A 26,697-nucleotide genomic window follows, 5' to 3' on the forward strand; every position below is an offset into this window, starting at 1 on the left:
ATACATCCGAATTTAAAATTATCAGATATAAAAAAACTGCAATGTATCATTGCAGTTCCTTCGAATTTCTTGAAATTATTTTGGTTTTTATTTAATTTTCACTGCTTGAAGATTTTTATAAGCCTCAAAAATAATATAGCACAGTCGGCCTCCTAATAGAAGTACTACGGAACTCAAAAGTAAAGTTCTCAAAACACTATGATCCATAGCCATTGAAATCAGAAGCAAATGAATTCCAATTATAGTCGATGTCGATTTTTTAAAGATTATCATAACTCGTGGTTTTTAGGTTTAAAGAATTAGTAAGCACTTCTGGAAAAATGTTACAGCATTTCAGAAAAAAGAATCTTTTAGCATCTTTTCTTTTACCTTTTAAGTTACAGACTAAAAAACTATATTTGCCGATTAAATCCTTACCTTTAGAGGGATAGCGTAAAGTGGTGAAAGAGATTGGTTTTGCAAGGAAAACTTTCGCTGATTATTAAAATTGATACATAACGAAGATGGCATGCGAAGCATTACATGTTTCCAACAAAAAATAAAAGACAGACATGAAACATATTAGAAATTTCTGCATTATTGCACATATTGACCACGGAAAAAGCACGCTTGCCGACCGTTTGCTTGGCGCTACCCAAACCGTAACGGCTCGTGAGGAGAAAGCCCAGTTGCTTGACAATATGGATTTGGAACGCGAACGTGGTATCACCATCAAGAGCCACGCCATCCAAATGGAATACAAATACAAAGGCGAGGATTATATCCTGAATTTGATTGACACTCCAGGACACGTCGATTTTTCGTATGAAGTTTCCCGTTCGATAGCCGCCTGCGAAGGTGCGCTTTTGATTGTAGATGCGGCACAAAGCATCCAAGCCCAGACTATTTCAAACCTATATTTAGCTTTGGAAAATGACTTGGAAATTATTCCAGTCTTGAATAAAGTAGATTTGCCAAGTGCCAATCCAGAAGAAGTAAGTGATGACATCATCGATTTACTGGGTTGTAAATTGGAAGACATTATCCACGCTTCAGGTAAGACTGGTTTTGGTGTAGAAAATATTCTAGCTGCCGTAATCGAAAAAATTCCAGCTCCAAAAGGAGATCCGGAAGAACCGCTTCAGGCGTTGATTTTCGACTCGGTTTACAATCCGTTTAGAGGGATTGAGGTAATCTTCAGAGTAATCAACGGGCAAATCAAGAAAGGCCAGAAGATTAAATTTATGGCTACCGGAAATGAATATTTTGCAGATGAAATTGGAACATTAAAACTGAACCAAGTTCCGAAACAAATGATTTCTGCAGGTGATGTTGGTTATTTGATTTCGGGTATTAAAGAGGCAAAAGAAGTAAAAGTAGGTGACACACTTACGGATGCAAAAGCACCAACTACCAATATGATTACAGGTTTCGAGGATGTAAAACCAATGGTTTTCGCCGGAATCTATCCTGTAGACACAGAAGATTATGAAGACCTTAGAGCTTCGATGGAAAAACTGCAATTGAACGATGCTTCGTTGGTTTTCTCACCAGAAAGTTCTGCGGCATTAGGTTTTGGTTTCCGTTGCGGCTTCTTGGGAATGTTGCACATGGAGATCATTCAGGAAAGATTGGAGCGCGAGTTTGACATGACGGTAATCACGACGGTTCCCAACGTTTCGTATCTGGCGTATACTAAAAAAGACCCGGAAACTGCATTTGTGGTAAACAACCCTTCGGATTTGCCAGAACCATCACGTTTGGACCGTGTAGAAGAACCATTTATCAAAGCTACGATCATTACAAAAGCAGATTTTGTAGGTAACGTAATGTCGCTTTGTATTGAAAAGCGTGGTCTTATCACCAACCAAACCTATCTGACAACCGAAAGAGTAGAATTGACTTTTGACATGCCTTTGGCAGAAATTGTATTCGACTTTTACGACCGATTGAAAACTGTTTCCAAAGGATATGCTTCGTTTGATTATTCTCCAATTGGAATGAGAACTTCTAAACTAGTAAAATTAGACGTACTCTTGAATGCCCAAGGTGTCGATGCCCTTTCCGCTTTGATCCACGAAGACAATGCCTACAACATCGGTAAGAAAATGACCGAGAAATTACGTGAATTGATTCCAAGACAGCAGTTTGATATTCCAATTCAGGCCGCGATTGGAGCAAAAATCATTGCACGTGAAACGATTAAAGCTTTGAGAAAAGACGTTACGGCAAAATGTTACGGTGGAGATATTTCCCGTAAGCGTAAGCTTTTGGAAAAACAGAAAAAAGGAAAGAAACGTATGAGACAGGTTGGTAACGTTGAGATTCCGCAGGAAGCGTTTATGGCGGTTCTTAAATTGAACGACTAACGTTGTATTAAGATTATAGAATTAAGTATTAAGATAAACCCGATGGCGAAAGTTGTCGGGTTTTTTGTTTTTGTATCTTTGAAAAAACATTTTCACAGTGGACGAAACCCCTAAAAAATTCGACCGGATTGTTGCTATTTTGATTCAATTGCAATCCAAAAAAATTGTAAAGGCGCAGGAATTGGCCGATCGGTTTGAGGTGAGCTTGCGCACCATCTACCGCGACATTCGTTCTTTGGAAGCATCTGGGGTCCCTATTTATGGTGAAGCTGGAATTGGTTATTCTTTAATGGATGGTTATCGGTTGCCTCCGGTGATGTTTACGCGTGAGGAAGCCAGCAGTTTTATTGCAGCCGAAAAACTCATGCAGAAGTTTACCGATGCGGAGCTGGGCAACCATTATGCTTCGGCGATGTATAAGCTCAAAGCAGTGTTGCAGGGTTCGGATAAGGATTGGGTTTCTACGATTGAATCGAGTGTTTTGATGCAGACTTCGGGCAAGACGATTAATGAAAAAGCGCCTAACACCTTGGCTTTCCTTTTTAAAAGCGTTGCCGAAAAAACGCAGATTGTCATGGGGTATGAGGCGATTGAGGCGGATGGCATCACGGAAAGGGTTATTGAACCGGTTGGTGTTTTTCACGACCATAACAACTGGTATTTCCTGGGCTATTGCCATCTTCGGAAGGATTATAGGCAGTTTCGAACGGACCGCATTCATACGATAAAAAATACTACTACTCCATTTGCATTGGAACACGAAACTTTGGAAGTTTATCTGCAAAAGGAAAAACAGCAACTGCCGACTACGAAAATTGTAATCAGGGTTGACAAGAAGATTGCCAAGTATATTGCGGAAGACAAGAAACTGCACGGTTTTGTTTCGGAAAAGGCTGTTGGCAATGTGATTGAAATGACTTTTATCTGCCCGACCATCTCTGAATATTTTCCTCGTTGGTATCTTTCGTTTGGCGATTATGCCTCTATTGTGGAGCCTCAAACATTGAAGGAAAAGGTGCTGGAATTGATGGAGAAGACGAGAGCGGGTTTGCTATAAATTTCTTTAATGCAGGATCTACCCTCCACTATTTTCAAATGATGTTTTTTGGTTGGAATGGCGTATTTATTGACGGGGAAAGGCATTAAGCGTTCGGGTAGGGCATTTACACTTCGGAAAGGACGTTAAGCGTTCGGAAAAGGCATTTACCCTCCGAAAAGAATGTTAAGCGATTGCAATTTGAAATTAAGCGTTCGGGAAGGGCATTTACCTTTCGGGAAGGACATTAAGCGACTGCAATTTGAAATTAAGCGACCGGAAAAGGCATTTACACTTCGGGAAGGACGTTAAGCGGTTGCAATTTGAAATTAAGCGTTCGGGAAGGGCATTTACACTTCGGAAAGGACATTAAGCAATTGCAATTTGAAATTAAGCGATCGGGAAAGGCATTTTGGTTTTGAAATTGGGGGTGGATTTATGGATTTGGGAATGGAGTATAAAACAACTGCAAGGTTTTTAGGCTTGCAGTTTTTTGGATTTCTTTAGATTGTGGGCACGAGCAAGATGCTCGCGCTTGCGGGGTTTTTTACTCCCACTAAAGTAACAAATTATTTCCTACAACATTACAATTCTAAAAACAAAAAAAACTGCAAGTACAACTTGCAGTTTTTGGGTTTTATTTCAGGACCAGACAGATGTTGGCAGAAGATTAATTTTTAATGAACTTTTCTTTGAATATTTCTCCTTTTTCATTTTCCATTTGAATAAAATAATTACCAGTATTCAAAGTCTCAATGTTTATTTTTTCATCAAATTTTGAGTTTCCATTGAGTATTTGTCTGCCTGTTAAATCAAAAACAGTATATCGAAAATTTTCATTTAGATTTTCTTTACTGTTTACTTTTATATAGTCATTTGAAGGATTTGGATATAACATTATTTTCTTTGATAATTCAAAATCATCAATTTCTAATAAAGCTGCACTTCTAGCCATAATATTATCAATATCTAATGTCGCTTCAATTGGATCTGAAGTCCAACTTGGGGCGTCATTATGTAAAATTCTTAATTCAGTAACACTATCAAAAACATCTAAATAATCTAGCGTATTACTAACATTCGTCATTGCCTCTTGTGTTATAGGAAAATTAATTGTCTTCCAATCTTCACCTGGTATCACAGCAATAGCATTAATTGAAGAAAAAACAGGATCAGTACCAGTCCAATTATCATTTGTGAATGCTAATCTTAAAAAAATAATGTTTGTACCTGAATTTCTAACATCCATAGAAATAAATTTAATTCTATTTGAGGTGTTATTTTTATAATAATCTCCAGCCCATTGTGCTTGATTAAATGTTAGAAGTTGTCCACCAGCTGGAGATTGAACTCTTAAAAAATTATCATTTAATCCCAAAGGTCCTCCAGTTGCAATATTTTGATTTGGTAGTACAGGTGAGGACTTAGTCCAATTTTTTGGTGTATAATCTTCGAAATCATCAACTTGATTCAATACAACTTGTGTAAAACCAAAGAAGGGTGACATAACAAACAAGATGAGTAATTTTTTCTTCATTTTTAAATATTTATGTTTATAATTTATTAATCTTCGAGTAATGAGCTTTCAAAATTTTCTGCCAACTTTTTTATACTCGATACAATACTCTCAACTAGAGCATATTTACTATGTTTTTAGAGGTATATATAAAAGCCTATTTATTTGTACAATATTAATCATATTTTCCACATAAAAAATACCATTTTCCATAAAATTCTAAAACAATTTAAAACATCTAAATTTCATATTATCAACACATAATCTATCGTGAGGCTTTCAATTCTAATAGGCAAATCTTATCATTCCAACTGAGGAAAAGCGTAAGTTCAACTTCGTTAAATCTCGTAATCAAATTCACGTAGTGGAATCTCTTTATGAGATTCCTCCTGCTTCGGAATGACAAGATGATAGAAACAAAAAAAAACCACAAGTACAACTTGCGGTTTCTTCTATTATCGTTCCCAGAAAAAGGGAGGTTGGATGCCCAGCGCTCTTAGGTAGACATATCCCTGTCCGCGGTGGTGCACTTCATTATCAATAAAATAAAAGATGTTTTGGATGATCGGGAATTCATATTGACCAAAAAGGTTAAAGCTTTCGCTGAAATCTTCCATACTCAACTGTTCCCAATAGTCGTTGATGGTTTCGGTATCCTTATCCCATTGCTCGAGGAATTGGGCTTTTGTAGTAAACTTTTTAGCTTCTTCCTGAAACGGTTCTACCTTTCGGTTGATGATTCCTTTCATGGCCGGAGCGCCAATGGCAATCAATTCTGCAGTTAATTCTGCAAAGGTTCTCATGCCTGCGATGGAGAATTCAAAAAAGTCTTTTTCTGGAAAAAGTTCGATGACACGACGGGTTAACGTTCGGTGTCCTTGCCAGTGTTTTAGTAAATCTTCCTGACTGATAACTTGGGCTGTTGCGATCATAATGATTGTTTTTTAATGATTATACAGCAAAGGTAAAAGGGGCTTGTGACAACAGTTTGTCAGCAGGGTTTTGAAAATTTAAAAATATTGATTTTAACTTTAAATTGGTTTGTCTTAAAAAGAAAAAATCTCATAGATACTTGAAAGTATTATGAGATTTCTCCTTCGTCGAAATGACAATTTTGCGTTTATTAATGCTAGGCTCTATCTTTTCATTGAGAAGTGGGCTTTGAATTCTTTATCCAAACCATCACGGTTTTTGTACTCCAATAAAAACCAATAATCGGTAGAAGGAAGTTGGTGTCCGTTTAAGGTTCCGTCCCACTCTTCGCCATTGGCATTTAGGAATTTTACCAATTTCCCGTAGCGGTCAAAAATATAGGTTTTCGCATTTGGATCGTTTAATCCTTTTATGCCCCAAGTATCGTTGAAACCGTCACCATTTGGTGTAAAGAAACGTGGATAATTCAAAGCAAATACCGTCAATTCAAAATCCTGACAGTCGTTCTTATCGATCACGGTGATGGTATGTTCTCCTTGGTAAACATTTGTAAAGATGTTGCTTTCCTGTGGCACGCCGTGGTTCAGTTGGAATAAATAATCTCCAGAACCTTCTGTTACAGTTACAGTAATGGTTTGGTTGAGATTGAAATCCTGTTCTACGGTTGCCGTTGCCACTGCACTTGACGAAGCTTTCACCTCGCAACTTGCCGTGTTTGAACATCCTGAAACACTATTGGTTACGGTTACCTCATATATGCCCAGTTCTGTTGCCAGATGATTGTTGGTGGTCGTAGGCAGTGGGTTTCCGTTGCGTGTCCATACAAAAGTGTGGCCCATAGTAGGGATACCGCACTCAATCCTTACCGAATTTAACGGCAATCCTGTAACATTACTGACACACAAATAACGGTCCTGCAGTACAGGTTGTGGCAGTTCATAAACCGCTATTGTAACTCGGGATTCAGGATTACATCCCGTACTGAGTGTATAAATGATGTCTACAAAATTAGAAACAAGCCCTGTCACTAATCCGTTAGCATCTACCGTTGCAATGCTGGTATCGCTGCTTGACCATGTTCCTCCCGGAGTTGCGTTTGCCAGTTGTAATGTCTCGCCCACACATAGTTTGTCGTCTCCGGTTATAGGCGCTACACTTGCTGCGCTATCAATTGTAATGGTAAAAGTATCACTGCCGAAGGCTCTACAAATGGTATTGTCCTGTGATACTGTGTAGGTAATGATATGAGGACCTGCTGTACTCGCCACTACATTTATCTGCCCTGTAGTTGGGTTGATGCTCAAACCTGGATCTGAACTAAAAGTTCCTCCGGGTGTGCCTGGAAATGTTGTTGGAGCAACCGGAGCACTATTAAAACAAACATTTGTAGGATATGTAAAACTTACAGCTGGAGTTGTTTCGGGTGTGAAGGTTATAATAGCACTATCCGTATTAGGATTTACACAATTTGCCGGATCGCCCGGAACAGTATAAATCACACTGTGTGGGTTTGGTGTGCTTAAAGAAGGATTAACCTCTCCTGTTGCAGGGTTGATGCTCAAACCTGTATCTGATGTAAAAGTCCCGCCCGGCGTGAATCCTGCAGCAGGAATGATCATAACCGAAGTGCTGCTCTTGCAAATGGTAGTCGGGTAGGAAAAACTTACTACGGGTATTACAACACTTTTAATCTCAATTGGAGCTGTAGTTGTTCCATAACTCTGGCAACCTGTTGCTAGAACTTCGTATTTTACCAGGTAGTTGCCAGGAGTACTCGCCGCTACATTAATTTCACCCGTACTGGAATTGATGCTTAGTCCTGCTACATTAACAGTAAATGTCCCTCCCGTTGTAAAACCGGCAACTGTATTGGGCATCAAAGGAGCACTGTCACCACATACAGGAGTTGTGTAGGTAAATCCTGTTGTCGTTGCGGCACTAGGCTGTATCGTTACAGTTAGTGTAAATGTACTTGCACATTGTCCTGCTGTTGGAGTAAATACATAGTTGCCGTTGGCAGTATTGCTTATTGTTGCCGGTGACCAAGTTCCAGTGATTCCATTATCTGATGTAGTTGGCAAGGCCGGAACTGTTGCTCCGTTGCAATAGGTATTTGCCAAGGTAAACGTTGGCGTGGTATTGTTGGTTATGGTAACTGTCAACGTGAAGTTGCTTGCACATTGTCCTGCTGTTGGAGTAAATACATAGTTGCCGTTGGCAGTATTGCTTATTGTTGCCGGTGACCAAGTTCCAGTGATTCCATTATCTGATGTAGTTGGCAAGGCCGGAACTGTTGCTCCGTTGCAATAGGTATTTGCCAAGGTAAACGTTGGCGTGGTATTGTTGGTTATGGTAACTGTCAACGTGAAGTTGCTTGCACATTGTCCTGCCGCTGGTGTGAAAACATAATTGCCGTTGGCAGTATTGTTTATGGTTGCTGGTGACCAAGTTCCAGTTATTCCATTATCTGATGTAGTTGGCAAGGCCGGAACGGCTGCTCCGTTGCAATAGGTATTTGCCAAGGTAAACGTTGGCGTAGTATTGTTGGTTATGGTAACTGTCAACGTGAAGTTGCTTGCACATTGTCCTGCCGCTGGTGTGAAAACATAATTGCCGTTGGCAGTATTGTTTATGGTTGCTGGTGACCAAGTTCCAGTGATTCCATTATCTGATGTAGTTGGCAAGGCCGGAACGGTTGCTCCGTTGCAATAGGTATTTGCCAAGGTAAACGTTGGTGTAATACTTGTACTGACCGTTACATTTAAAATGAAATTACTTGCACATTGCCCTGCAGTTGGTGTAAAGGTATAGTTCCCATTGCCAGTATTATTTATAGTGGCCGGCGACCAAGTTCCCGTGATTCCATTATCTGATGTAGTTGGTAAAGCTGGCGCGGTTCCACCGTTGCAAATTGTAGTTGGAAGCGTAAAAGTTGGTGTGATGCTTGTACCTACTGTAACGGTATGCGTGTATGTACTTGCACATTGTCCCGCTGTTGGGGTAAAGACATAAGTTCCATCCGCAATATTGCTTATTGCTGTTGGCGACCATGTTCCTGTGATACCATTATTCGATGTAGTTGGTAAAGCCGGAGCAGTTGCACCGCTGCAAAGCGTACTCGGCAAGGTGAATGTTGGAGCATTAGCACTCCCTATATTTATTATAACAGTATCAATTAGAGGATCACCACAGCTGTTGGTAACAGTTAAAGTAACGGTTATGTTGCCGGTTGCGCCTGCTGGAATGGTATAATTAGTTGAAAGATTTGTAGCGGCCGAGAATGTACCGCTTGGTGCACTCCACTGTACCGTCTGCTCACCTTCGGCTGTACCTAATAAACTGATGGTCGTTCCTGGGCAAGAACTTGCTGGAGCTGTTCCTGCATCTACAGAAAATGGAAGAACTGGAGCAGAGCAGCCGTAATTTACATAAGTTGGGGTTCCTGATGGGGTAAAAAGAATTGTGTCTCCAATGGCATCGGATAATAGAGTTTTATTATAAGTTACAGTATCACTACATCCTGCCCCACCAAAATTCATTGAAAAAGTTCGCATTATTGCACCACTAGTACCATAATTGGTAAAATGTCCTTGACCTGTTGATGGGTTATTTTGAAATATAATGTAGGTATCCTCAGCCAATGCTCCAAATGAATTGGAATTGGTATCCATTAAATGACTAGTTACTAAAATAACAGGAGCATTTGCAGGAAGAACTCCTCCAGTTGGCTCAATCAAATCCCCACAACCACCAGCAGTATCTATATTTGCATTTAGAATAGCAACTTTTGATGCGGTAACTGTATTTTGGATTAGTCCTTGCCAACTTTGAGCGACCCAATTTACACTTAAATTGCTAGTATTTAAATTTGTTGGTCCAACTCTAAAACGTACCATTTCATTGTATCCTTCTGTTTCAGGCACCGAAGTTGGTTTACAAGCAGTTGCTAAAATGCTTTCAATCTGAAAACATTGAGAAAAAGATTTCTGAGAAAAAGCAAACACAAAAAAGAATAAGAAAAGGGTAAGTGTATTTGAAACTATTTTTGTCATTTTCTAATGATATTTTATTGCACACAAAATGCCCGCGAAAATACTACTTATACTATTCTCGGGCTGTTTTTTCAGTTTTACTAAAAAGTTAATTAACACGATTACAAATCTATTCAAGACGATAGATTCGGAGGATATGCTTTAGAAGAAGCTTGGTCGAATTTCGTTTTGAACATGCAAATATATAAGGAATACTGTAACGCTGTGAAAAATGTGAATAAAAAACAGCTATTTTTAATTAATCCTACATATTTTTAGTGCTTTTTTTTAACGTTAATGCATTTAGAATCCCTGCGGTGCTTGCAGTATTGTTGAAGTAAACAAATGTTTTTTGGAATTTATTGTTAGAAAAAAGAAAATCAGCGAGTTGCTTCAACTCTTGATCATTGTAGGAAGAATAAAACAATTTTGGAATACCGTGAAAACGGAAATACCCAATTTCAGTTGTTTGGACAGCATCGGTGGGTAGATTTGGATGGCTGACGCTGCAAAAAGTGATGTTTTTTTCTGTGAGAACTTTATACACTTCTTCGTTCCACCAGCTTTTATGGCGAAACTCTATTACATTTTTAAAATTTGCATCTAATGATTCTACGATTTGAGTAAGGAGTTCCGTTGTATAACGAAAACTCGGTGGCAACTGAAAGAGAATGCATCCCAATTTTTCTCTGAAACCTTCTTTGCAAACTTGGTAGAAGTCATCAATTTCTTGCTGGCAATCAGTGAACTTTTTTAGGTGTGTAATGATTCGAGGAGCTTTGACCGAAAATAAAAAATCTTCTGGGCTTTTGTCATACCATTCTTGAAGACTTTCAACAGTGGGAAATTTATAGAAGGTTGCATTGAGCTCGTAGGTGTCAAAATGCTCGCAATAGTAGATGAACCATTCCTTACGCGTCAGGTATTTTGGATAGAAAACACCTTTCCAATATCCGTTATAGTAACTCGAACAACCAATTTGAATATTTTCCTTTTTCATGTGTGTAGTACTTGACAATTTTCGCAAAAAAAGCTTCTTCTTTTCTTGACCCCGGTTTGTTTTTTAATCATGGGCAGATCGCAACGGGTACATTCTTTTTTGGTGTGCGCCAGCCAATGCTTCTTTAACTCAAATTTCATTTTCCATTTCAAGAAATCGAAACTATAATTCTGTGCTTCTTTGATGATTTCATTGATTTTTGCTGTTGGAATTTCTCCCGTCAAGGATTCCGGATGAATTTTGACACGATATAGAACTTCATTCTTGATGATGTTGCCCACACCAGAAAAGATATCCTGCTCCAGAAGTGTATCACAAATCATTTTAGTTGGAATTTCCTTGAGCTTGGCTTTGGCTTTCTTTGGCGACCATTCTTCGTTCATGACATCCGAAGTCCAATCATAATGCGAATTGACATCGCCTTCGAGGATTTTTACAGAGCAGGCATAGAAATTTATTTCGCCGTTAATAAACGTAAGGTTCAATCGAATTGGGGTATCTTTTTTTTCGTTGATGCCGTACGTTCCAAATAACAGGAAATGAATTTTGACAGTGAAATCTTTAAAACAAATAAGAAAATGCTTGCCCCAACTTTTGAAGGCAATTACCTTTTTGCTTTCGAGTCGGCTTAAATCTATAGACGTATTTCCTTCTACCGAAAGCACTTTTCTTCCTGCGAATTGCTGTACTTCCTCTTTTAAGATGATGATACTTGGTCCTTCGGGCATAGTATTGAGGTTTGTTCAAAATTGATAAAAAAACAAACAACTTTCTTATGCGATTGCAATTATATTTTTTAAAATTTAGACATAAAAAAACCTCCGATGCGCTCGGAGGTTTTAGGAAAGACAAATGCTTTTTTTATAATTTCATTCTGTTGTCTTCAGAATTAGTATCGATCAATTTGTTGTAAGGATCAACGCCTACTTCAATTGGTTTTTTATCCACGATGATCGTCAACCTGTTGTTGATTCTATCAATCTTATATTTTTTGTTGTAGAGTTCGTTTTCCAATTCGAAATCACCTTTCTTGATTTTTTCGCCGAAGATGCCCACTTCAATAAAATCATTCAACGGATAAGACTCGATGGTTGTTTTTCCTTTCTTGTAGGTCAGCGTTTTTCCGTTTTTGTCTTTAAATGATTTCTTTCCTTTATCAGACGAACGGTATTTAGACACCACAAAATCGATATCAACTTGGTATTTCCCGTCAGCCAATTTCTTAGAGGTTACCTTCTCTACTTTATTATCGTAAAGCGTGATGGTTTCGAACATATCTTCAATCAAATATTGAAATTCTGGAGGAGTTGCTTTGCGAATGTGGTTTACAAATTCAATCGAATTCGTGTAAGGTGCTTCTTGGAACGCCACCTCTTTCACATAACCTTTCAAAATGTTGTTGAAATTTTTCTCACCCAAATAATCGCTCATGGCATACAATACCAACGATCCTTTTTGATAGTGGATGTACTGTTGGTTTTCGTTATACATCAACGGGTTTTCATGTTTCCACTCGAATGTTCTTCCTTGCAAATAACCGTCAAGCGCATCTTTCAAGAAACGACGCATTTGTGCTTTTCCGTATTTGTGCTCCAATACTTTCAATGAGCTGTATTCAGAAAGCGATTCCGACATCAAGGTGGCTCCTTTTACATTTGCTCCAATCACCTGATGGGCCCACCACTGATGGGCAACTTCGTGCGAAATTACAGAAAAGGCATAATCTACACCATTCGGATCTTCCTCATCAACTTGTGCGATGAAACCAATGGCTTCAGAAAACGGAATGGTGTTTGCAAACGACTGTGCAAAAGTACCCATCGTTCGAGGGAACTCAATGATTCGGACTTGCTTGTGCTGATAAGGACTGAAATTTTCTGAATAATAGGCCACCGAACGTTTCATACCGTCCATCATCCTGTCAAGATTGTATTCGTGTCCTTTTTGGTAATAAATTTCAAGATTGATGCCGTTCCATTTTTCTTTTTTCACCTCATAACGAGCCGAATTGAAAGCATAGAAATTCAGCATTTTCTGGTCCATCTTGTAATGGAAATAACGGCGTCCGTTTTCTTTCCACTCCTTTTGAAGGTATCCCGGAGCGATTGCAATCTGGTCTTCGGAAGTACTTACAGTGGTTTCAAACGTAATCCAATCGGCTTCGTTAGAAATGTAAGTGTTGGCTCTTGCATGCATATCATCCGCAGCCGCCATTCTTTCTTTTGCAGGCAATTTGTATTTCTTACGGATATCATTGTCGGCTATCTCTCCAGAATCTGAATATCCAAAAGAAGGGAACATGCTGTTGTTCAAGAACGTTCCGTTTTCTATTACCGGAGAAAGGTCTGATAAAAACGTATTTGGAAGGTTTTTAACTTCAAAATTTACCAGAAGTGAATCGCCTGGAAGCAATGCTTTTTCTAATTTATAGATGTCAAAATCCATTATCGTATCCTTGGAAACCAATTTATTGTTGGCTCCAAAGCTGATTGATTTTAAATTATCGCCGTAATTGATAAACAGCGAATCGATATTCTTTTCGGTTTTGTTTACCATTACATACTTCACTTTTGCATGATAATTACGCTCTTCCGGAAAGATGCTCATATCGACTTTTACATCTACAATTCGAGGTTGCGGATAGCTTTCGAACTTTTTGTATTTCTTTTCATAATCCACTTGCTGCAACTCTAATTCCTGTGAAGAATAATACGGCTGGTCTACAGTATCGTTACGATAGATAGCAGTTCCCAATCCTAAAAAGGAAAGCAATGCGATTATTGAAGGAACCATGATTGAAGCCCTCATTCTTCTTCCGGCAATTTTTAGACGCTCTTTTACTCCAGACAAGATTCCTCTTCTGAAGAATAAAAGGGTGATACCGTATAGGAATGCTACAAAGAACAACCAATATAGTTTGTAGATAAAATAACTTCTAACGGTTCCGTATCCGTTCATGTCCGAATAGCTGAAACCGGTATCCGAATTGAATGTGAAAATCGGATGTTCTACTCCCAATGCAGTAACGGCTGGCAACGCCAATAAAAGCACCAAGATTACAAAGAAACCAACCAGATAATTCTTGAAGAACGACTGGATAAACAGTGAAAATACGATCAAGATTACAAATTCAATCAATCTGAAGCCGAACATTTCTGTCAGGTATTGTCCTATCTCGAAATTGAAATAACCATAATACACCTGAACTAACATACAAGAGATAATCCCTAGGAAGAGGATTACGATGGTCATTCTTAGCAACGCTAAAAATTTAGAGAAAAGCAAGGTCCAGTTCGGGATTGGTGTAGAATCAACCAGATTGCTCATTCGGCTGTTGGAAGCCAATTGAATCAAATATCCAGAGAACAAGAAGATTAAAATCCTGATAAAGAAGCCGAATGTTCCGCCTAATAAATCAATTACTTTCCAAGTTACAGGATAGGTTCTAGTTCCGTACAATTCCTGTCCGAGTGTAAATCCAGAGATGACTACAAACAGTACCAAAATTGCCGCAATGGTTACAAATATCCAGTTTCGGGTAATCAATCTAAACTCAAAACTCGAGATGCTCCAAGCCGTTTTTAAGTTTTGCAGGAACGAATAATCGTAGTTTACCTTCGGCAAATTGATGCGGATGATACTTCCGAAATTGTTCTTCGTGATGCGTTCAGCTTTCTTTTTTCTGCCTAAAGTCAGAGGAGAATGTGTAAACGAAAACGCAAAATATAAAGCCGTAAACACCAATACTCCAACTCCCATCCAGATAAGGCGGTTGTAAACAATTACCTCATCAAAAGGAATATCTCTAACATTTTGTTCTTCGATGGTCCAATATTTCGTTACATACGTCAAGGCTTCCAAACCGTAAGGTTCTATCAAGGCTACGGCATATTTGTTTTCCATATTATTGGTAATATTACCCAATAGAGCCTGCAACACAAACAATACGATCACGAATATAAAACCGATATATACATTTCGGCTCATCGTAACCAACGCAAAAATGATGGTTCCGATAAAGAAAATATTCGGAATAACGAAGATTACATAGGCTTGAAAATAGGCCCAGATGTTTATAGGTCCAAGCAAATCTGGATTGGCAAAAGGCAACACTGTTGCGATCAAAAATGCCAAACCAACCGAAAACGTGATGATGATGGTAATGAAGAATCCGCTTAGAAACTTACCCGCCAAATAATCAAACTTGTTGAAAGGATAGGAATATAAAATAGTATGGGTGTTGTATTTAAAATCCCTGTAAACCGTAGCTCCAATCACGGTCGGGATGATAAAATAGACCAATTGGGAGAGGCCACTCAAAATACCATTGATAGCCATCGGGGAATTCATTATGGTATTCGAAGTCGTGGTTGCACCCGCAAAATCAAAATATCCTAATGGTTGTGCCATTCCGAAAAACGAAATCACAAAGAACAAAGCAAAGTACAAATAAAAAGATGCGTTCTTGAACCACCTTTTAAACTCAAATGAAAATATAGCTCCTAACATTATACAGTCTCTTTTTTAAGTGCTACAAAATATACGTCTTCCAATTGAGGCTTGGCCTGAACGAACGTTTCATTCGGTTGAAAATCGCTGTAAACGCGGATATTCAACGTATTGTCTTGATTGTAGTTCGAAGAAATAATGTTGTAATTGGTTGAAAATGCTTCAAACTCTTCACGCTCGATGATGCGCATCCACATTTTGCCTTCAAGCTCTTTTTCGGCATCGTTTGGCGTACCGCGGTATAGGATTTGCCCTCCGTTTAATATCGCCAATTCATGGCAAAGTTCTTTAACATCGTCCACAATATGCGTAGAAAAGATAACCGTATGATTGGTTCCGATTTCTCTCAATACATTCAAGAAACGATGACGTTCTGCTGGGTCAAGACCGGCTGTCGGCTCATCTACAATGATCAGTTTCGGATTGTTTAAAAGCAATTGTGCGATTCCGAAACGCTGTTTCATACCGCCTGAATAACCACTTACGCTTTTATGACGAACATCCCATAAATTGGTTACTTCCAAAACTTCCTTGATGATTTTTTTTCTATCCGAAGCAGATGAGATTCCTTTCAGCTTTGCAAAATATTCCAATAATTTTTCCGCCGACATATTTGGATATACTCCAAATTCCTGTGGCAAGTAACCTAAAATCTTACGCAAAGACATATTGTCTTCCAAAACATTGATGTCGTCAAACATGATAGAACCTGAGTCTGGTTTTTGCAGTGTGGCAATCGTTCTCATCAGGGAAGATTTACCAGCACCGTTAGGTCCCAACAGTCCAAACATACCCGAACCAATTTCTAAATTCAGATTATCCAAGGCTTTTACTCCGTTTTTATACGTCTTGCTTAAGTTGTTAATTTTAAGTTTCATAATTGGTTTATTTTTAATTGATTTAAATTATAAGTAGAATCACAAGCCTTTTTGTTACACGTTTTTAACATTTTTTTTAATACCAAATAACCTCAGCAACTTTGTACCTTTGCAACTTTGATACTAAAAACATGATAGAAGATAAAACTCCTCAAAGAACCAGTCTCTCGCAATTGGGCGAATTCGGATTAATTGACCACCTGACTAAGAATTTCGAAATCAACCAGCCTTCTACCTTAAAGGGTATTGGAGACGACGCCGCTGTTTTGGATTTTAAAGATAAGAAAATTGTAGTTTCAACCGACTTATTAATTGAGGGTGTACATTTTGATCTGGCTTATATGCCTTTGAAACACTTGGGCTACAAAGCCGTTGTAGTCAATGTTTCAGACATCTGTGCAATGAACGCCAAGCCAACTCAAATCACGGTTTCTGTAGCGGTTTCCAATCGTTTTCCTTTGGAAGCCTTGGATGAATTGTTTGCCGGAATCACACTTGCCTCAAAGGAATACAATGTAGATGTTATTGGTGGCGACACCACTTCTTCACAAAAAGGACTCATCATCAGCATCACTGCTTTGGGCGAAGCCGATGCTGAAGAAATTGTGTACCGTGATGGTGCAACTCAAACCGATTTATTGGTGGTAACGGGTGATATCGGTTCTGCCTATATGGGATTGCAGGTGTTGGAAAGAGAGAAACAGGTATTTTTGGTTAACCCAAATTCGCAACCCGATTTGGATGCCTACACCTATTTGATCGAAAGACAATTAAGACCCGAAGCACGAAAAGACGTTCGGACATTGCTTCATGCCTTGGAAATAAAACCCACTTCTATGATCGATATTTCCGATGGATTGTCATCAGAAATCATTCACTTGTGTAAAAAATCAAAGGTTGGCTGTAATCTATACGAAGACAAACTGCCGATTGACCCTCAATTGATCAATGTTTGCGAAGAATTCAACATCGACAGCACAACCGTTGCCATCAATGGTGGTGAAGATTATGAATTACTTTTCACCATCAAGATGGAGGATTTCGACAAGATAAAAGGGAACCCGAATTTTACGATAATTGGCCACATGACCCAGGAAAGCGAAGGAATCCATCTCATTACGAGAGCAGATACAAAAATAGAATTAAGAGCACGAGGATGGAATGCTTTGAGTGAAGATTAATCACTCAAAGCATTCCGTTTTGTTTACTGGTTTTGGTCGTCAATCATTTTGATAACCGTTTCACTGAGATAGTTTTCTCCAGAAAGCACTTTTTCGAAGGCAAAAATAAGCTCTTCAAACGTCAAATCGTTTTTTACTACCAATCCTTCTGGTTTGATAGTATCAAAAAAGTATTTGAACTTTAATTTCTCAGTGTGCATTGTCAAGAGGAAAATCTTGCACTTGGGCATTTTTTTTCTGATGAGCAATGCTAAATCAACTCCAGATTCAATATTTTCTTCCGGATAGGGCGGAATACTGATATCAAGAAAGGCTACGTCAAAATCGATAGGACTGCTTGTGATTACATTGTATCCGGTTTCTCCATTGACGGCATCGGTTGTAATGATCTCGTACTCCTCCTTTTTAAATCCATTCAGCGTATTCTTATAAGCCTGCAGGATAAAAGGGTGGTCGTCGACCATCAATAATTGAATAATTTGTTTCATTAGGGGTTATGATTTGTTTGGGGTTTTCTACAAGGGTAATTCAAATAATAACTTTGCTCCTTTTCCTATTTCGGATTTCACCGTCATTGTCCCTCCAGAATTTGTAATCCTGGTATTCATATTGCTGAGACCGATTCCTTTTTTCTTTTTCAGATAATTGAAACCAATACCGTCGTCCTGAACATCGAGTTGGATACTTGAATTATTTTGTGCGAATGTAACAAAAACATTTTGTGCATCTGCGTATTTATTGATGTTTTGAAAGGCTTCCTGCAAAATTCTATACAAATTAATCTTTGCCATGTTATCGATTCCATTCCAATCGATAAGGGGGTCCATGGTAAAATGAATCTTTGCCTTGCAAACAGTGCTCTGATTTTCAATGAAATTGGAAACCATTAAAACAAAGTTATTAAAAATTGCGGTCTTTTCTGAATTAAGGTCATGCGAAATTTCGCGTATCTCCTGTTCAATGATTTTTAATTCTTCAATATACGATTTTCTGGATTCAATAGCATCATCATCCTTGTTACTGTTCAGTGTGCCCAGATTGAGCCGGGTTCCAAAAAGCTTGCCTAGAATTCCATCGTGAAGGTCTTGCGCAATTCGCTTTTTCTCCAACTGTCGGACTTCCTCAATCTTATCCTGTTGGCCCAACATCAGCTGGTAGATTTCCTCATTGGCCTTTTGCTGTTCTTGCAGCAATTTCAGCTCCCTGTTTTTTGCCGCCTGAAAACGGATCACATACGCCAAAACGCCCAATAATATAATCGTCAACCCTGTGTATATTAGGGTTTTTCGCTGTTCTACTAGCCTGTCTTTTTCAAGTACAAGTTCTTCGGTTTCATATTCTATGCGCGAAAATTTGTTCTTTATTTTTCTTTCCGCCAATTGCAGACTATCGTTTATCTTATAATATTCCGCTGAATATTCTAATGCTTTTTTGGGTTCAACGTTTGATAGTTGTTTCAATGTAAATAAGACATCCCTTACCTCACGATTTTCTTTTGCTACGGTATAGGATTTTTTAGCATATTGAACCGCTTTTACAGTATCTCTTTTACTCGCATAATATTCCGAAAGATGTATATTACTTGCAATAATACCTGAAACGATATGCAAACTATCTCTAATCTTTAATGCTTCAAAAAACAGTCCTGGCAAATTATTATAGTTTTTTAATTTAAACTCCGAATAACCAATATTATCCTTCGTCATTGCATAAATATTGGGTCTGTCTTTTAAAAGATCTTTTTGAACAACAGCTTTATTAAAAAAGCTCAAGGCCTTTTCATAATTCTCCTGATTTCTATAAAGAACCCCCATATTGTTTAATGTTATCGCTTTTAATTGATACTCCTGTGCTAATTCCTTTCTATTGGCAATTTCCAAAGCTTTTTCATAATATGATTTCGATAGTTTATACTCATCTAATTCTCCATAAACTATTCCAAGCAGATTATTAGCTTCATATCGAAGTTCATAATTATTAGTAACTCTCAATTTTTTCAACATTGTTAATACTGTCCTTTCACATCCAAGAAGATCACTCTCATTATGTTGCAAAATAGCTTTATTCAGAAGTGTTTTTGCAACATTAACATTATCGTTTAGAGCAGTATATAACTTTTCCAGTTTATAATTATAGATATAACTACTATCTGAAAGATTCTTTGATATATAATAATCTGACATATAGGAATAGGCTTTGATGAGACTCATCGTATCCTTTGCTTTTGAAGACTTTTCAACAATTAACAAAGCAATGTTCCTATAATCTTCCAAAGCATTCATATTATAATATCGATTGGCAACCTTGAAATAGTTGACACGATTCATAGAGTCATTCTTTTCTTTAGAAATTAAACCAATTGCTTTTTGGGTATAGACCTTTCTAGTATTGTACGACAATGAGTCAGAATTGGCTTTTTCTAAAAAATAGGCCAAACTGTCATTCCTTGTATATTCATAAGTATTGCCTTTATTGGTTTTTTTACACCCAATGAAAGATAGGAAGAAGAAGATTAATAGTAGTTTTTTATTCAAAATCAATTCTAGTTAAAATCAAAAATAGTAAAACTATTTCATACAAAAAAAGGCTACCTTAAAGATAGCCTTTCACGAAATTATATTAAGAATTAATCTTGTTTCTTGTTTCCGCCTCCGATAGGTTGAGTTGTTGAACCTGTACCTGTACCTGCAGTATTACCATTACCACCATTATTCAAAGATGCCAATAATGTAGAGTTTGACTCATTTCTATTTTTCTTTACTTCATTAGTATTGTAAGAAGATAAACCTAAGATTGATAATACAAATATTGCTACGATTGCGATTACTTTTTTCATAATGTTTTTACTTTTGTGGGGTTATTTTTTATATTTTTTATTTCTTTTTGAAATGATTGTTTCATTTTGATAGTGTAAAAGTATAGTAGCCCAAACTGATATTCAAACATTTGAAGATGCATTATGTAAATGTACCTCATTGGTGAGTGGATGGGGCGGTTTGAGGGGTGGTTGATTTTAGAGAAAATCGATAAAAATTGCTTTTTATCAACGAAAGGAAAACCCTGTAATGGTTTTAATAAAAAAGAGGAACTAATTGGTTCCTCTTTTTATGCCTATTTCAAAAATCATCAGTTAATATAAAAAATTACACAAACTGTCTTCCGTTTTGACAATACTTAATTTTTCTATTTTGTTTAAAAGACCGTTTTTGTATCTTCTAGTCAACGCTATTTTGTCTTTATAAAGGCTAAAATAGTTTCCATCAGCAATTATATTCATTTCTTTATCTACTAATTTTCTTTTCGAAAGAATATCTGATAAAAATTCTAAAACTAATTCATCTTTTTCTTCAGTAAACTCTTTTGGAATAACTAGATAATAAATTGAAGCAATCTGTTTATTCTCTTTAGTACAAGTTTTTATTCTTTTCAGAATTTCATCAGGACTTTTAGATTCAAAAATTACCACATTAAAGTTATTGCTACTTGCTTTCGAATTTATAAAATTAAAAAGCACCTTTTCTTCTTTATAAGAAAAAAAATCTTTGTTTGTTTGTTGTGCATTTGCATATGCACAAAAAATAAAAATAATAAAGCATCTTAGTATGTTTCTCATAATAATGTTTTAAGGTAATTCCCGAAAAAATATTTCACTAACTCCACCAGTTGCATTAAAATAGCAATCGTTATCACAAATATCAGAAAAAAACAAATCAGCATGACCTGAAGCATTAAAGCCTGCCAAACTCGGGTCATTAGGAATCATTATATAAATACCTTCCTTACCCCTCAAAGAATTTATAAAATTCTCTCCGCGAGTACCACCTTGACTACCCGTTAAATGATTACTACCTGTTGGTGTCCCAAAAGTAATTTTCATCCAATGTAATAAATTTTTTGCAACTAAAAAATAATTTTTATTGTCTGCGCCTTTCACTGTAACACCTGGAATATTTGGAATATTAATACCACAATTATTTAGAGCTCGTGAAACCCTTAATGCACAAGTATTTCGAGCACCTTGATTATATTTTGTTAAAACCGCACCCCCTACAACAGTATACATTTTTTGAGGGGTATCAAAATTAATATCAAACACGGATGGATAAGCTAAAATAAAGTTATCAAAAGAAGGTAGAGCTTGAGGTGGAAAATTTAAACTACTTAAATTTGAACTACTAGTATCCTCTAAATCTGCTTTTTGAGACATAAACCAATTCTTAAACTGCCCAATTGTGACAGCAGGATTCGTCCTTAAATAATCTATTCCCCATTTCACAAAAGCCATATTTGAGGCTGTATAACCATTTGTTACTAACCAATTTGTCAAAATTTGTTTTGAGGTTCCATTATCACGGTTGTTCCACCAAGTTCTTTGATCGGGTGATAAAGAATTTACAAATGCAAGCGCTGCTGAACCACCGCCACTTCCTCCACCTAAATTAGGTCCTGTAGAAACCGAACCTCCACCAGAACTAGAGCCTCCACCAGAATCTCCGCCAGAACCAGATCCACTTCCCGACCCTGATCCACTTCCCGACCCTGACCCACTACCTGATCCAGATCCAGAACCTCCACCTTCATTTTCACAAGGTCTCATTAATACCGTAACAACTAAACTCCATTCACTAGCTTCGAAAAAACATTTTCTCGGTGTTGAACCAGAATGTTCTCCTGAAGGGCAATCATATCGATAAGTAAAACCTCCAATGCAATCGCCTCCTCTACCCATTAAGCTACTATCAATTCTAGTTTTAGTGATTTCTACTGGCACTGTAACAACTTGATTATTTTCTACCTGTTGCTTCCACGACTGTAGGTCATCCGACTCATAAGTAAGAGTGAAATATGCATAACCATCATTTGTTTCATCAATTATCAAATTGGTCATTCTTGTTGGACTCTCCGTAATTGACAAGGCAAAAGAATATGTTTTTGTTCCGTCTAGTTCCTCAACTACAATAACATTTTCAGGAACAATACTATCTAAAAGGCTCATTGATGAATTGCGTCCCATCAATAATTTTTGCGAATTGATAAATTCGTTTATATCGGGAAGATCTTTCAAGCTAACCTTATTTGCAATACTCTCTTCCTGTTCATGTGAGGCATGTTCCTCTTCACAACTGACAAACAAGACTGTAATTAGACAAACCAAAAAATTTAAAAAGTGTTTTTTCATAATAACTTAATTTTAATTGTTTTACATTGTATCAAATAACTCCAGCGTAATTTGATGTTGGCAAAACTATCATTATGAAAAAGAATACAATTACGGTTTTTCCGCAAAAATTGTTAAACTATATAAAGCCCAATTTCTTGGATTCTCTCACAATGTCTTCGTCGGTACCTTTGGCTATGCACAGATAATCCTTTATCTGTACTTTCCTTTTCTCGACAGAACTTTTGGAAAGATGCAGCTCATCGGCAATACTCGCCGTCCTAAGCCCTTGCGACAAGAGAATAATGATTTGTCTGTTCAGGTCGTCTAAAAACCGTTCCTTGGAAAGCAACTCATTGATGCCCTCCTTTACCGTATGGGTATAATAGGTTGCCCCGTCAACTATCCTCTCAAAAGCAAGCAATAACTCATCCGCACTGAAATCGCTCTTTACCAAGAGTCCCTGCGGATTTATTTTTTTAACAATATTATAAAGGAGGAAAGCCTCGGCATGAGACGTAAGGAAAACAATCTTGGTGGCAGGCCAATGTCTCCTTACCAATAACGCTATATCTTCACCTGATTTTAATTTTTTTTCAGGAAAAGCAGGAAGGCTCCTATCGATAAACACCATATCGTATTCAGAATCTTTAGCTATCGTTATAATCCCATACGCCGATTCACAATTGTAGGCAACCGTAGTCACGATCTCAGCCCCAAGTGTATTGTATGACAGGATGGTCTTATAGCCTTCAATTTGTGAAGGATGATCGTCAATCATCAGTATTTTTATTGGCATATAATAGTTTTTGGTCCAAGTGAAAGTATAAAACTAAATGGGAATTATCAAATTTATTTTGGTACCCCCGCCTTCTTTTGAGCTGATGCTTATTTTTCCACCCATATCCTTCGCCCTTTCTTCCATATTCTTCAATCCAAGACCTTTCTTTATTTTCTGGGCGTCAAAACCTATCCCGTCGTCTTCAATGGCCAACTCAATAGTACCAGCAGTTTTGTACACTTTTAAGACAACACTCTTTGCTTGGGCATATTTATAAATATTCTGCAACGCCTCCTGCAAAATCCTATAGGTGTTTATTTTGGCATTGCCATCAAGCAATTCCCACTCTATTGTTTCATCCATCTCCAAGGTAAAGTGCAAACCAGAATGTTCCTCCATACTGCCAAAGAGGTTTTTTACAATCATGACAAACCCTATGGTATCCGAAAAGACGTTCTTTTCAAGGTCATAGGCAATGGTCTTGATCTCCTTTTCAACCTTTTGGATTTCACTTATATGTTCCAGGCATTTGGCTATCGTTTCGCTATCCGTTCTTTTGCTCAGGATAAAGAGATTCAGCCTGATGCCGGACAACCGTCCCATTACACCATCATGCAATTCCCTAGAAATCCTTTTCTTTTCCAGTTGCTTGCCTTCCTCTATTTTCTGATGCTGGCCCAATAGTAACTGATAGATCTCTTCATTGGCTGTTTTTTGCTGTTGCAGGTAGTGCAACTCCTTGTTCTTGGTAATTTGATAACGGATGATAAAAACAGTAATTGCCAATAGAAGGATACCAATGGAAATATAGATAAGGACTCTTTTATGTTCCGTCAATTTATCCTTCTCCAAGGCAAGTTCTTCGGTTTCGTATTCTATACGTGAAAATTTATTCTTTATTCTTCTTTCCACCAATTTCAGACTATCATCCAGTTTATGATATTCAACCGAATACTGAAGTGCTTTTTTCGGTTCAACATTTGACAACTGCTTCAATACGGACATTACTTCCCGCATTTCTTTATTCTCACTGGCAACATCATAAGCCCTCTTTGCATAGCTTATGGCTTTCAATGTATCTTTTTTAAAAGCATAGTATTCCGAAAGATGAATATTATTTATAATTATTCCTGGAACAATATTCAAACTATCCCTGATTTTTAATGATTCGAAAAACAAACTCGGTAACCGTTTATGATTTCCTGATTTAAACTCTGAATAAGCAATATTATCTTTTATCATCGCAAAAATAATTGGTCTATTTACAAAAAGACTATCTTCATTAAGAGCCTCGTTAAAAACTTTCAAAGCCTCATCATCTTTATTTAATTTTCTATAAAGGACTCCTAAATTATTCAAAGTTGTTGCTTTATTTTGGTATTCGTGAGGTATTTCCTTTCTTGTCGCAAGTTCTAAAGCCAATTTGTAATAATGCTCAGACAGTTGGTATTCCATTAATTCTCCATAAACAATTCCTAAAAAATTATATGCTTCATATCGTAGTTCATAATTATCTTCAAATCTTAATTTTTTCAACATTGCTAAGACAGTTCTTTCACAACCTAAATAGTCACATTGACTATGCTGTAATAGAGTTTTACCTAAAAGGATTCTCGAAGCATTGATATCATCCTTTAGATATACATATAGCTTTTCAAGTTCATATACATATATATAAGTGCTATCATAATTTTTTTTATCCACATAATAATCAACCATATACCTATAAGATTTTATCAGCGATGTTGTATCTTTAGACTTAATTGAATTTTCAATAAGAAATAAAGTAATGCCCTTATAATCCTCCAAAGCCTTAGCATTAAGATTCCTCATATTATAGTACCTATTCGCAACCTTAAAATAATTCACACGGTTCATCGAATCATTCTTATCTTTTGAAATAATGGCAATTGCTTTCTGGGTATACATTTGCCTTTCTGCATAGGGAACGCTATCATTGTTAGCCTTTTCAAAAAAATAGGCGAGGCTATCGTTTTTTGGAGCAACAACGGTTGTATCCACTCGCCTGTCGCAAGCCAACATCAAGAAAACAAAAACAAAGAGGATATAAAGATTTTTCAAAAGAGCCTGTTTTACTAAAAGTGGTAAAACTACAGCTTTTGGCAAATTGGACGGTGCGGTTTTTCCGTAACAAACGTTAAAATTTAAAAGCCAATATTGCTAAAAATTCAATATCGATTTTAAGTTAGATACTACTTTACTATATGTGTTTCCATAGTAAGTCCATAGTGAGTCCATAGTAAATCCATAAAAAATAATATTTTTTATAGACTTACCATATATAAATGTTAGATTGATTTCGAATTTATCTATAGGAATCCTCTAAAGAACTTCATTAGATCAATATCCGTTGATTTGATATAGGAGCATAAAATAGTCTTCCTATCAGGATAGCTTTTAAAGCTTGCTTTCTGCAGAAAATGGAAAAATAGGATTGTTGGGAAATGGGTTACAGCTCCTTACCGTCGTTATTAGCAATCAGGCTAATAATCAAATCGACGTTCTTCTTATAAGATTTAGAGAAAGGCAATTGGATCTTGCTGTTCTTGATGTAGACTACATTATTCCCCAAATGAATTCTCGAAACATAACTCATATTGATAATGTAGCTGTTGTGTATCCTCACAAATTGAGGAGGAAGGGTATTCTCAAAATGCTTGAGGGTTTTGAAGGCCGTGATGGTATCCCCGTTGTTGATATACAGATCAGTTGAATTATTATCCGCTTGAAGGTAAACGATATCATCCGTGTCTACAAAACGGTAATCGCCGTAAGACTTGATGCAGATGGTTGTAGGAGTATCTTCAACATTTCTTTCAAACTTCATGATGGTCTTACGCAGTTCATGGATGTTGATGGGTTTCAACAGATAATCAAACACCTCATTTTTCAAAGCCTCATAAGCCAATTCCTTTCCCTTTGTAAGGACAATGATTCTTGGCATGTTCTTTACAAAGCGATGAAGCTCATTGATTAAAGCCAACGACAGACGGCTTTCCTTATTGACCGGATCAATCTCTAAAACAATCAGTTTTGGGTTATGCTCCAATACCAGATTGACCGCATCATCATAATTATCAGCAGTTCCCAACAGGAAATAGTTCGAAAAGCTGTCAAAGGCTGACTGCATTTTCAGAACACTTTCGTGGTCGTCGTCGATGATAATATAAGGATACTTCATGTAATCTGTTGGGGATAATTTTCTAACTTACTGAAAGTTATAGCCAGCAAAATTATAAATTTAATTTGAATATCCCTGTTTTTAGACCTAGAAAATGTTAATATCGCATAAAAACAAAAAAGCT

General features: G+C 37.2%; 19 protein-coding genes. 3 read left to right on the forward strand and 16 right to left on the reverse strand.

What is annotated here, in order from left to right; translation table 11 throughout:
* Nucleotides 1-87 precede the first annotated feature (87 nt).
* On the reverse strand, nt 88-273 hold the full coding sequence (locus tag ACI6PS_RS09445) for a hypothetical protein (RefSeq protein WP_421012315.1): 186 nt from the start codon (nt 271-273) through the stop codon (nt 88-90).
* A 278-nt stretch (nt 274-551) separates the two neighbouring features.
* On the opposite strand from ACI6PS_RS09445, the gene lepA reads away from it, so the two are divergent.
* Entirely contained in the window at nt 552-2,348 is a 1,797-nt protein-coding gene (lepA, locus tag ACI6PS_RS09450; protein ID WP_421012316.1) for a translation elongation factor 4, read from the forward strand.
* 97 nt (nt 2,349-2,445) lie between these two features.
* Complete coding sequence (locus ACI6PS_RS09455) at nt 2,446-3,405, forward strand: helix-turn-helix transcriptional regulator (protein WP_421012317.1); 960 nt, start codon at nt 2,446-2,448, stop codon at nt 3,403-3,405.
* Nucleotides 3,406-4,054: 649 nt separating this feature from the next.
* Here ACI6PS_RS09455 and ACI6PS_RS09460 read toward each other — a convergent pair.
* The 7 genes from ACI6PS_RS09460 to ACI6PS_RS09490 all read right to left on the reverse strand — a co-directional run bounded on the left by ACI6PS_RS09460 (nt 4,055) and on the right by ACI6PS_RS09490 (nt 16,251).
* Nucleotides 4,055-4,921 carry a T9SS type A sorting domain-containing protein gene (locus tag ACI6PS_RS09460; protein ID WP_421012318.1) on the reverse strand — a complete coding sequence of 289 codons (867 nt, stop codon included), beginning with the start codon at nt 4,919-4,921 and terminating at the stop codon, nt 4,055-4,057.
* Nucleotides 4,922-5,355: 434 nt separating this feature from the next.
* Entirely contained in the window at nt 5,356-5,832 is a 477-nt protein-coding gene (locus tag ACI6PS_RS09465) for a DinB family protein (protein WP_421012319.1), read from the reverse strand.
* A 204-nt stretch (nt 5,833-6,036) separates the two neighbouring features.
* The gene (locus ACI6PS_RS09470) at nt 6,037-9,885 is read right to left on the reverse strand and encodes a T9SS type B sorting domain-containing protein (protein WP_421012320.1); all 3,849 of its coding nucleotides are present in this window, start codon (nt 9,883-9,885) and stop codon (nt 6,037-6,039) included.
* 244 nt (nt 9,886-10,129) lie between these two features.
* On the reverse strand, nt 10,130-10,882 hold the full coding sequence (locus tag ACI6PS_RS09475) for a DUF72 domain-containing protein (RefSeq protein WP_421012321.1): 753 nt from the start codon (nt 10,880-10,882) through the stop codon (nt 10,130-10,132).
* Nucleotides 10,861-11,592: an endonuclease gene (locus ACI6PS_RS09480; RefSeq protein WP_421012322.1), complete on the reverse strand. Its 732-nt coding sequence runs from the start codon at nt 11,590-11,592 to the stop codon at nt 10,861-10,863. Before ACI6PS_RS09480 ends, ACI6PS_RS09475 begins: the two co-directional genes overlap by 22 nt.
* 133 nt (nt 11,593-11,725) lie before the next feature.
* Complete coding sequence (locus ACI6PS_RS09485; RefSeq protein ID WP_421012323.1) at nt 11,726-15,373, reverse strand: ABC transporter permease/M1 family aminopeptidase; 3,648 nt, start codon at nt 15,371-15,373, stop codon at nt 11,726-11,728.
* Nucleotides 15,373-16,251 (reverse strand): ABC transporter ATP-binding protein, encoded by an 879-nt coding sequence (locus ACI6PS_RS09490; RefSeq protein ID WP_421012324.1) that lies wholly within the window; start codon nt 16,249-16,251, stop codon nt 15,373-15,375. Before ACI6PS_RS09490 ends, ACI6PS_RS09485 begins: the two co-directional genes overlap by 1 nt.
* 131 nt (nt 16,252-16,382) lie before the next feature.
* Here ACI6PS_RS09490 and thiL point away from each other — a divergent pair, with 131 nt between their 5' ends.
* Nucleotides 16,383-17,432: a thiamine-phosphate kinase gene (gene thiL, locus ACI6PS_RS09495; protein ID WP_421012325.1), complete on the forward strand. Its 1,050-nt coding sequence runs from the start codon at nt 16,383-16,385 to the stop codon at nt 17,430-17,432.
* Nucleotides 17,433-17,455: 23 nt separating this feature from the next.
* Here thiL and ACI6PS_RS09500 read toward each other — a convergent pair whose 3' ends face one another.
* The 8 genes from ACI6PS_RS09500 to ACI6PS_RS09535 all read right to left on the reverse strand — a co-directional run bounded on the left by ACI6PS_RS09500 (nt 17,456) and on the right by ACI6PS_RS09535 (nt 26,573).
* Nucleotides 17,456-17,920 carry a response regulator gene (locus tag ACI6PS_RS09500; protein ID WP_421012326.1) on the reverse strand — a complete coding sequence of 155 codons (465 nt, stop codon included), beginning with the start codon at nt 17,918-17,920 and terminating at the stop codon, nt 17,456-17,458.
* 27 nt (nt 17,921-17,947) lie between these two features.
* Nucleotides 17,948-19,966 carry a sensor histidine kinase gene (locus ACI6PS_RS09505; RefSeq protein WP_421012327.1) on the reverse strand — a complete coding sequence of 673 codons (2,019 nt, stop codon included), beginning with the start codon at nt 19,964-19,966 and terminating at the stop codon, nt 17,948-17,950.
* A 92-nt stretch (nt 19,967-20,058) separates the two neighbouring features.
* Nucleotides 20,059-20,268, reverse strand: coding sequence for a hypothetical protein (locus ACI6PS_RS09510; protein WP_421012328.1), 210 nt, complete (start codon nt 20,266-20,268; stop codon nt 20,059-20,061).
* 294 nt (nt 20,269-20,562) lie between these two features.
* Nucleotides 20,563-21,045 (reverse strand): hypothetical protein, encoded by a 483-nt coding sequence (locus ACI6PS_RS09515; RefSeq protein WP_421012329.1) that lies wholly within the window; start codon nt 21,043-21,045, stop codon nt 20,563-20,565.
* A gap of 9 nt (nt 21,046-21,054) precedes the next feature.
* On the reverse strand, nt 21,055-22,611 hold the full coding sequence (locus ACI6PS_RS09520) for a T6SS effector amidase Tae4 family protein (RefSeq protein ID WP_421012330.1): 1,557 nt from the start codon (nt 22,609-22,611) through the stop codon (nt 21,055-21,057).
* Between the two features lie 118 nt (nt 22,612-22,729).
* Nucleotides 22,730-23,389, reverse strand: a complete 660-nt coding sequence (locus ACI6PS_RS09525) for a response regulator (protein ID WP_421012331.1) — start codon at nt 23,387-23,389, stop codon at nt 22,730-22,732.
* Between the two features lie 33 nt (nt 23,390-23,422).
* Nucleotides 23,423-25,453 (reverse strand): sensor histidine kinase, encoded by a 2,031-nt coding sequence (locus tag ACI6PS_RS09530; protein ID WP_421012332.1) that lies wholly within the window; start codon nt 25,451-25,453, stop codon nt 23,423-23,425.
* A gap of 388 nt (nt 25,454-25,841) precedes the next feature.
* Nucleotides 25,842-26,573, reverse strand: a complete 732-nt coding sequence (locus ACI6PS_RS09535) for a LytR/AlgR family response regulator transcription factor (RefSeq protein ID WP_421012333.1) — start codon at nt 26,571-26,573, stop codon at nt 25,842-25,844.
* Nucleotides 26,574-26,697 lie beyond the last annotated feature (124 nt).

Origin of the sequence: Flavobacterium sp. PLA-1-15, from assembly GCF_049060005.1 — a bacterium.
Classification (GTDB): domain Bacteria; phylum Bacteroidota; class Bacteroidia; order Flavobacteriales; family Flavobacteriaceae; genus Flavobacterium.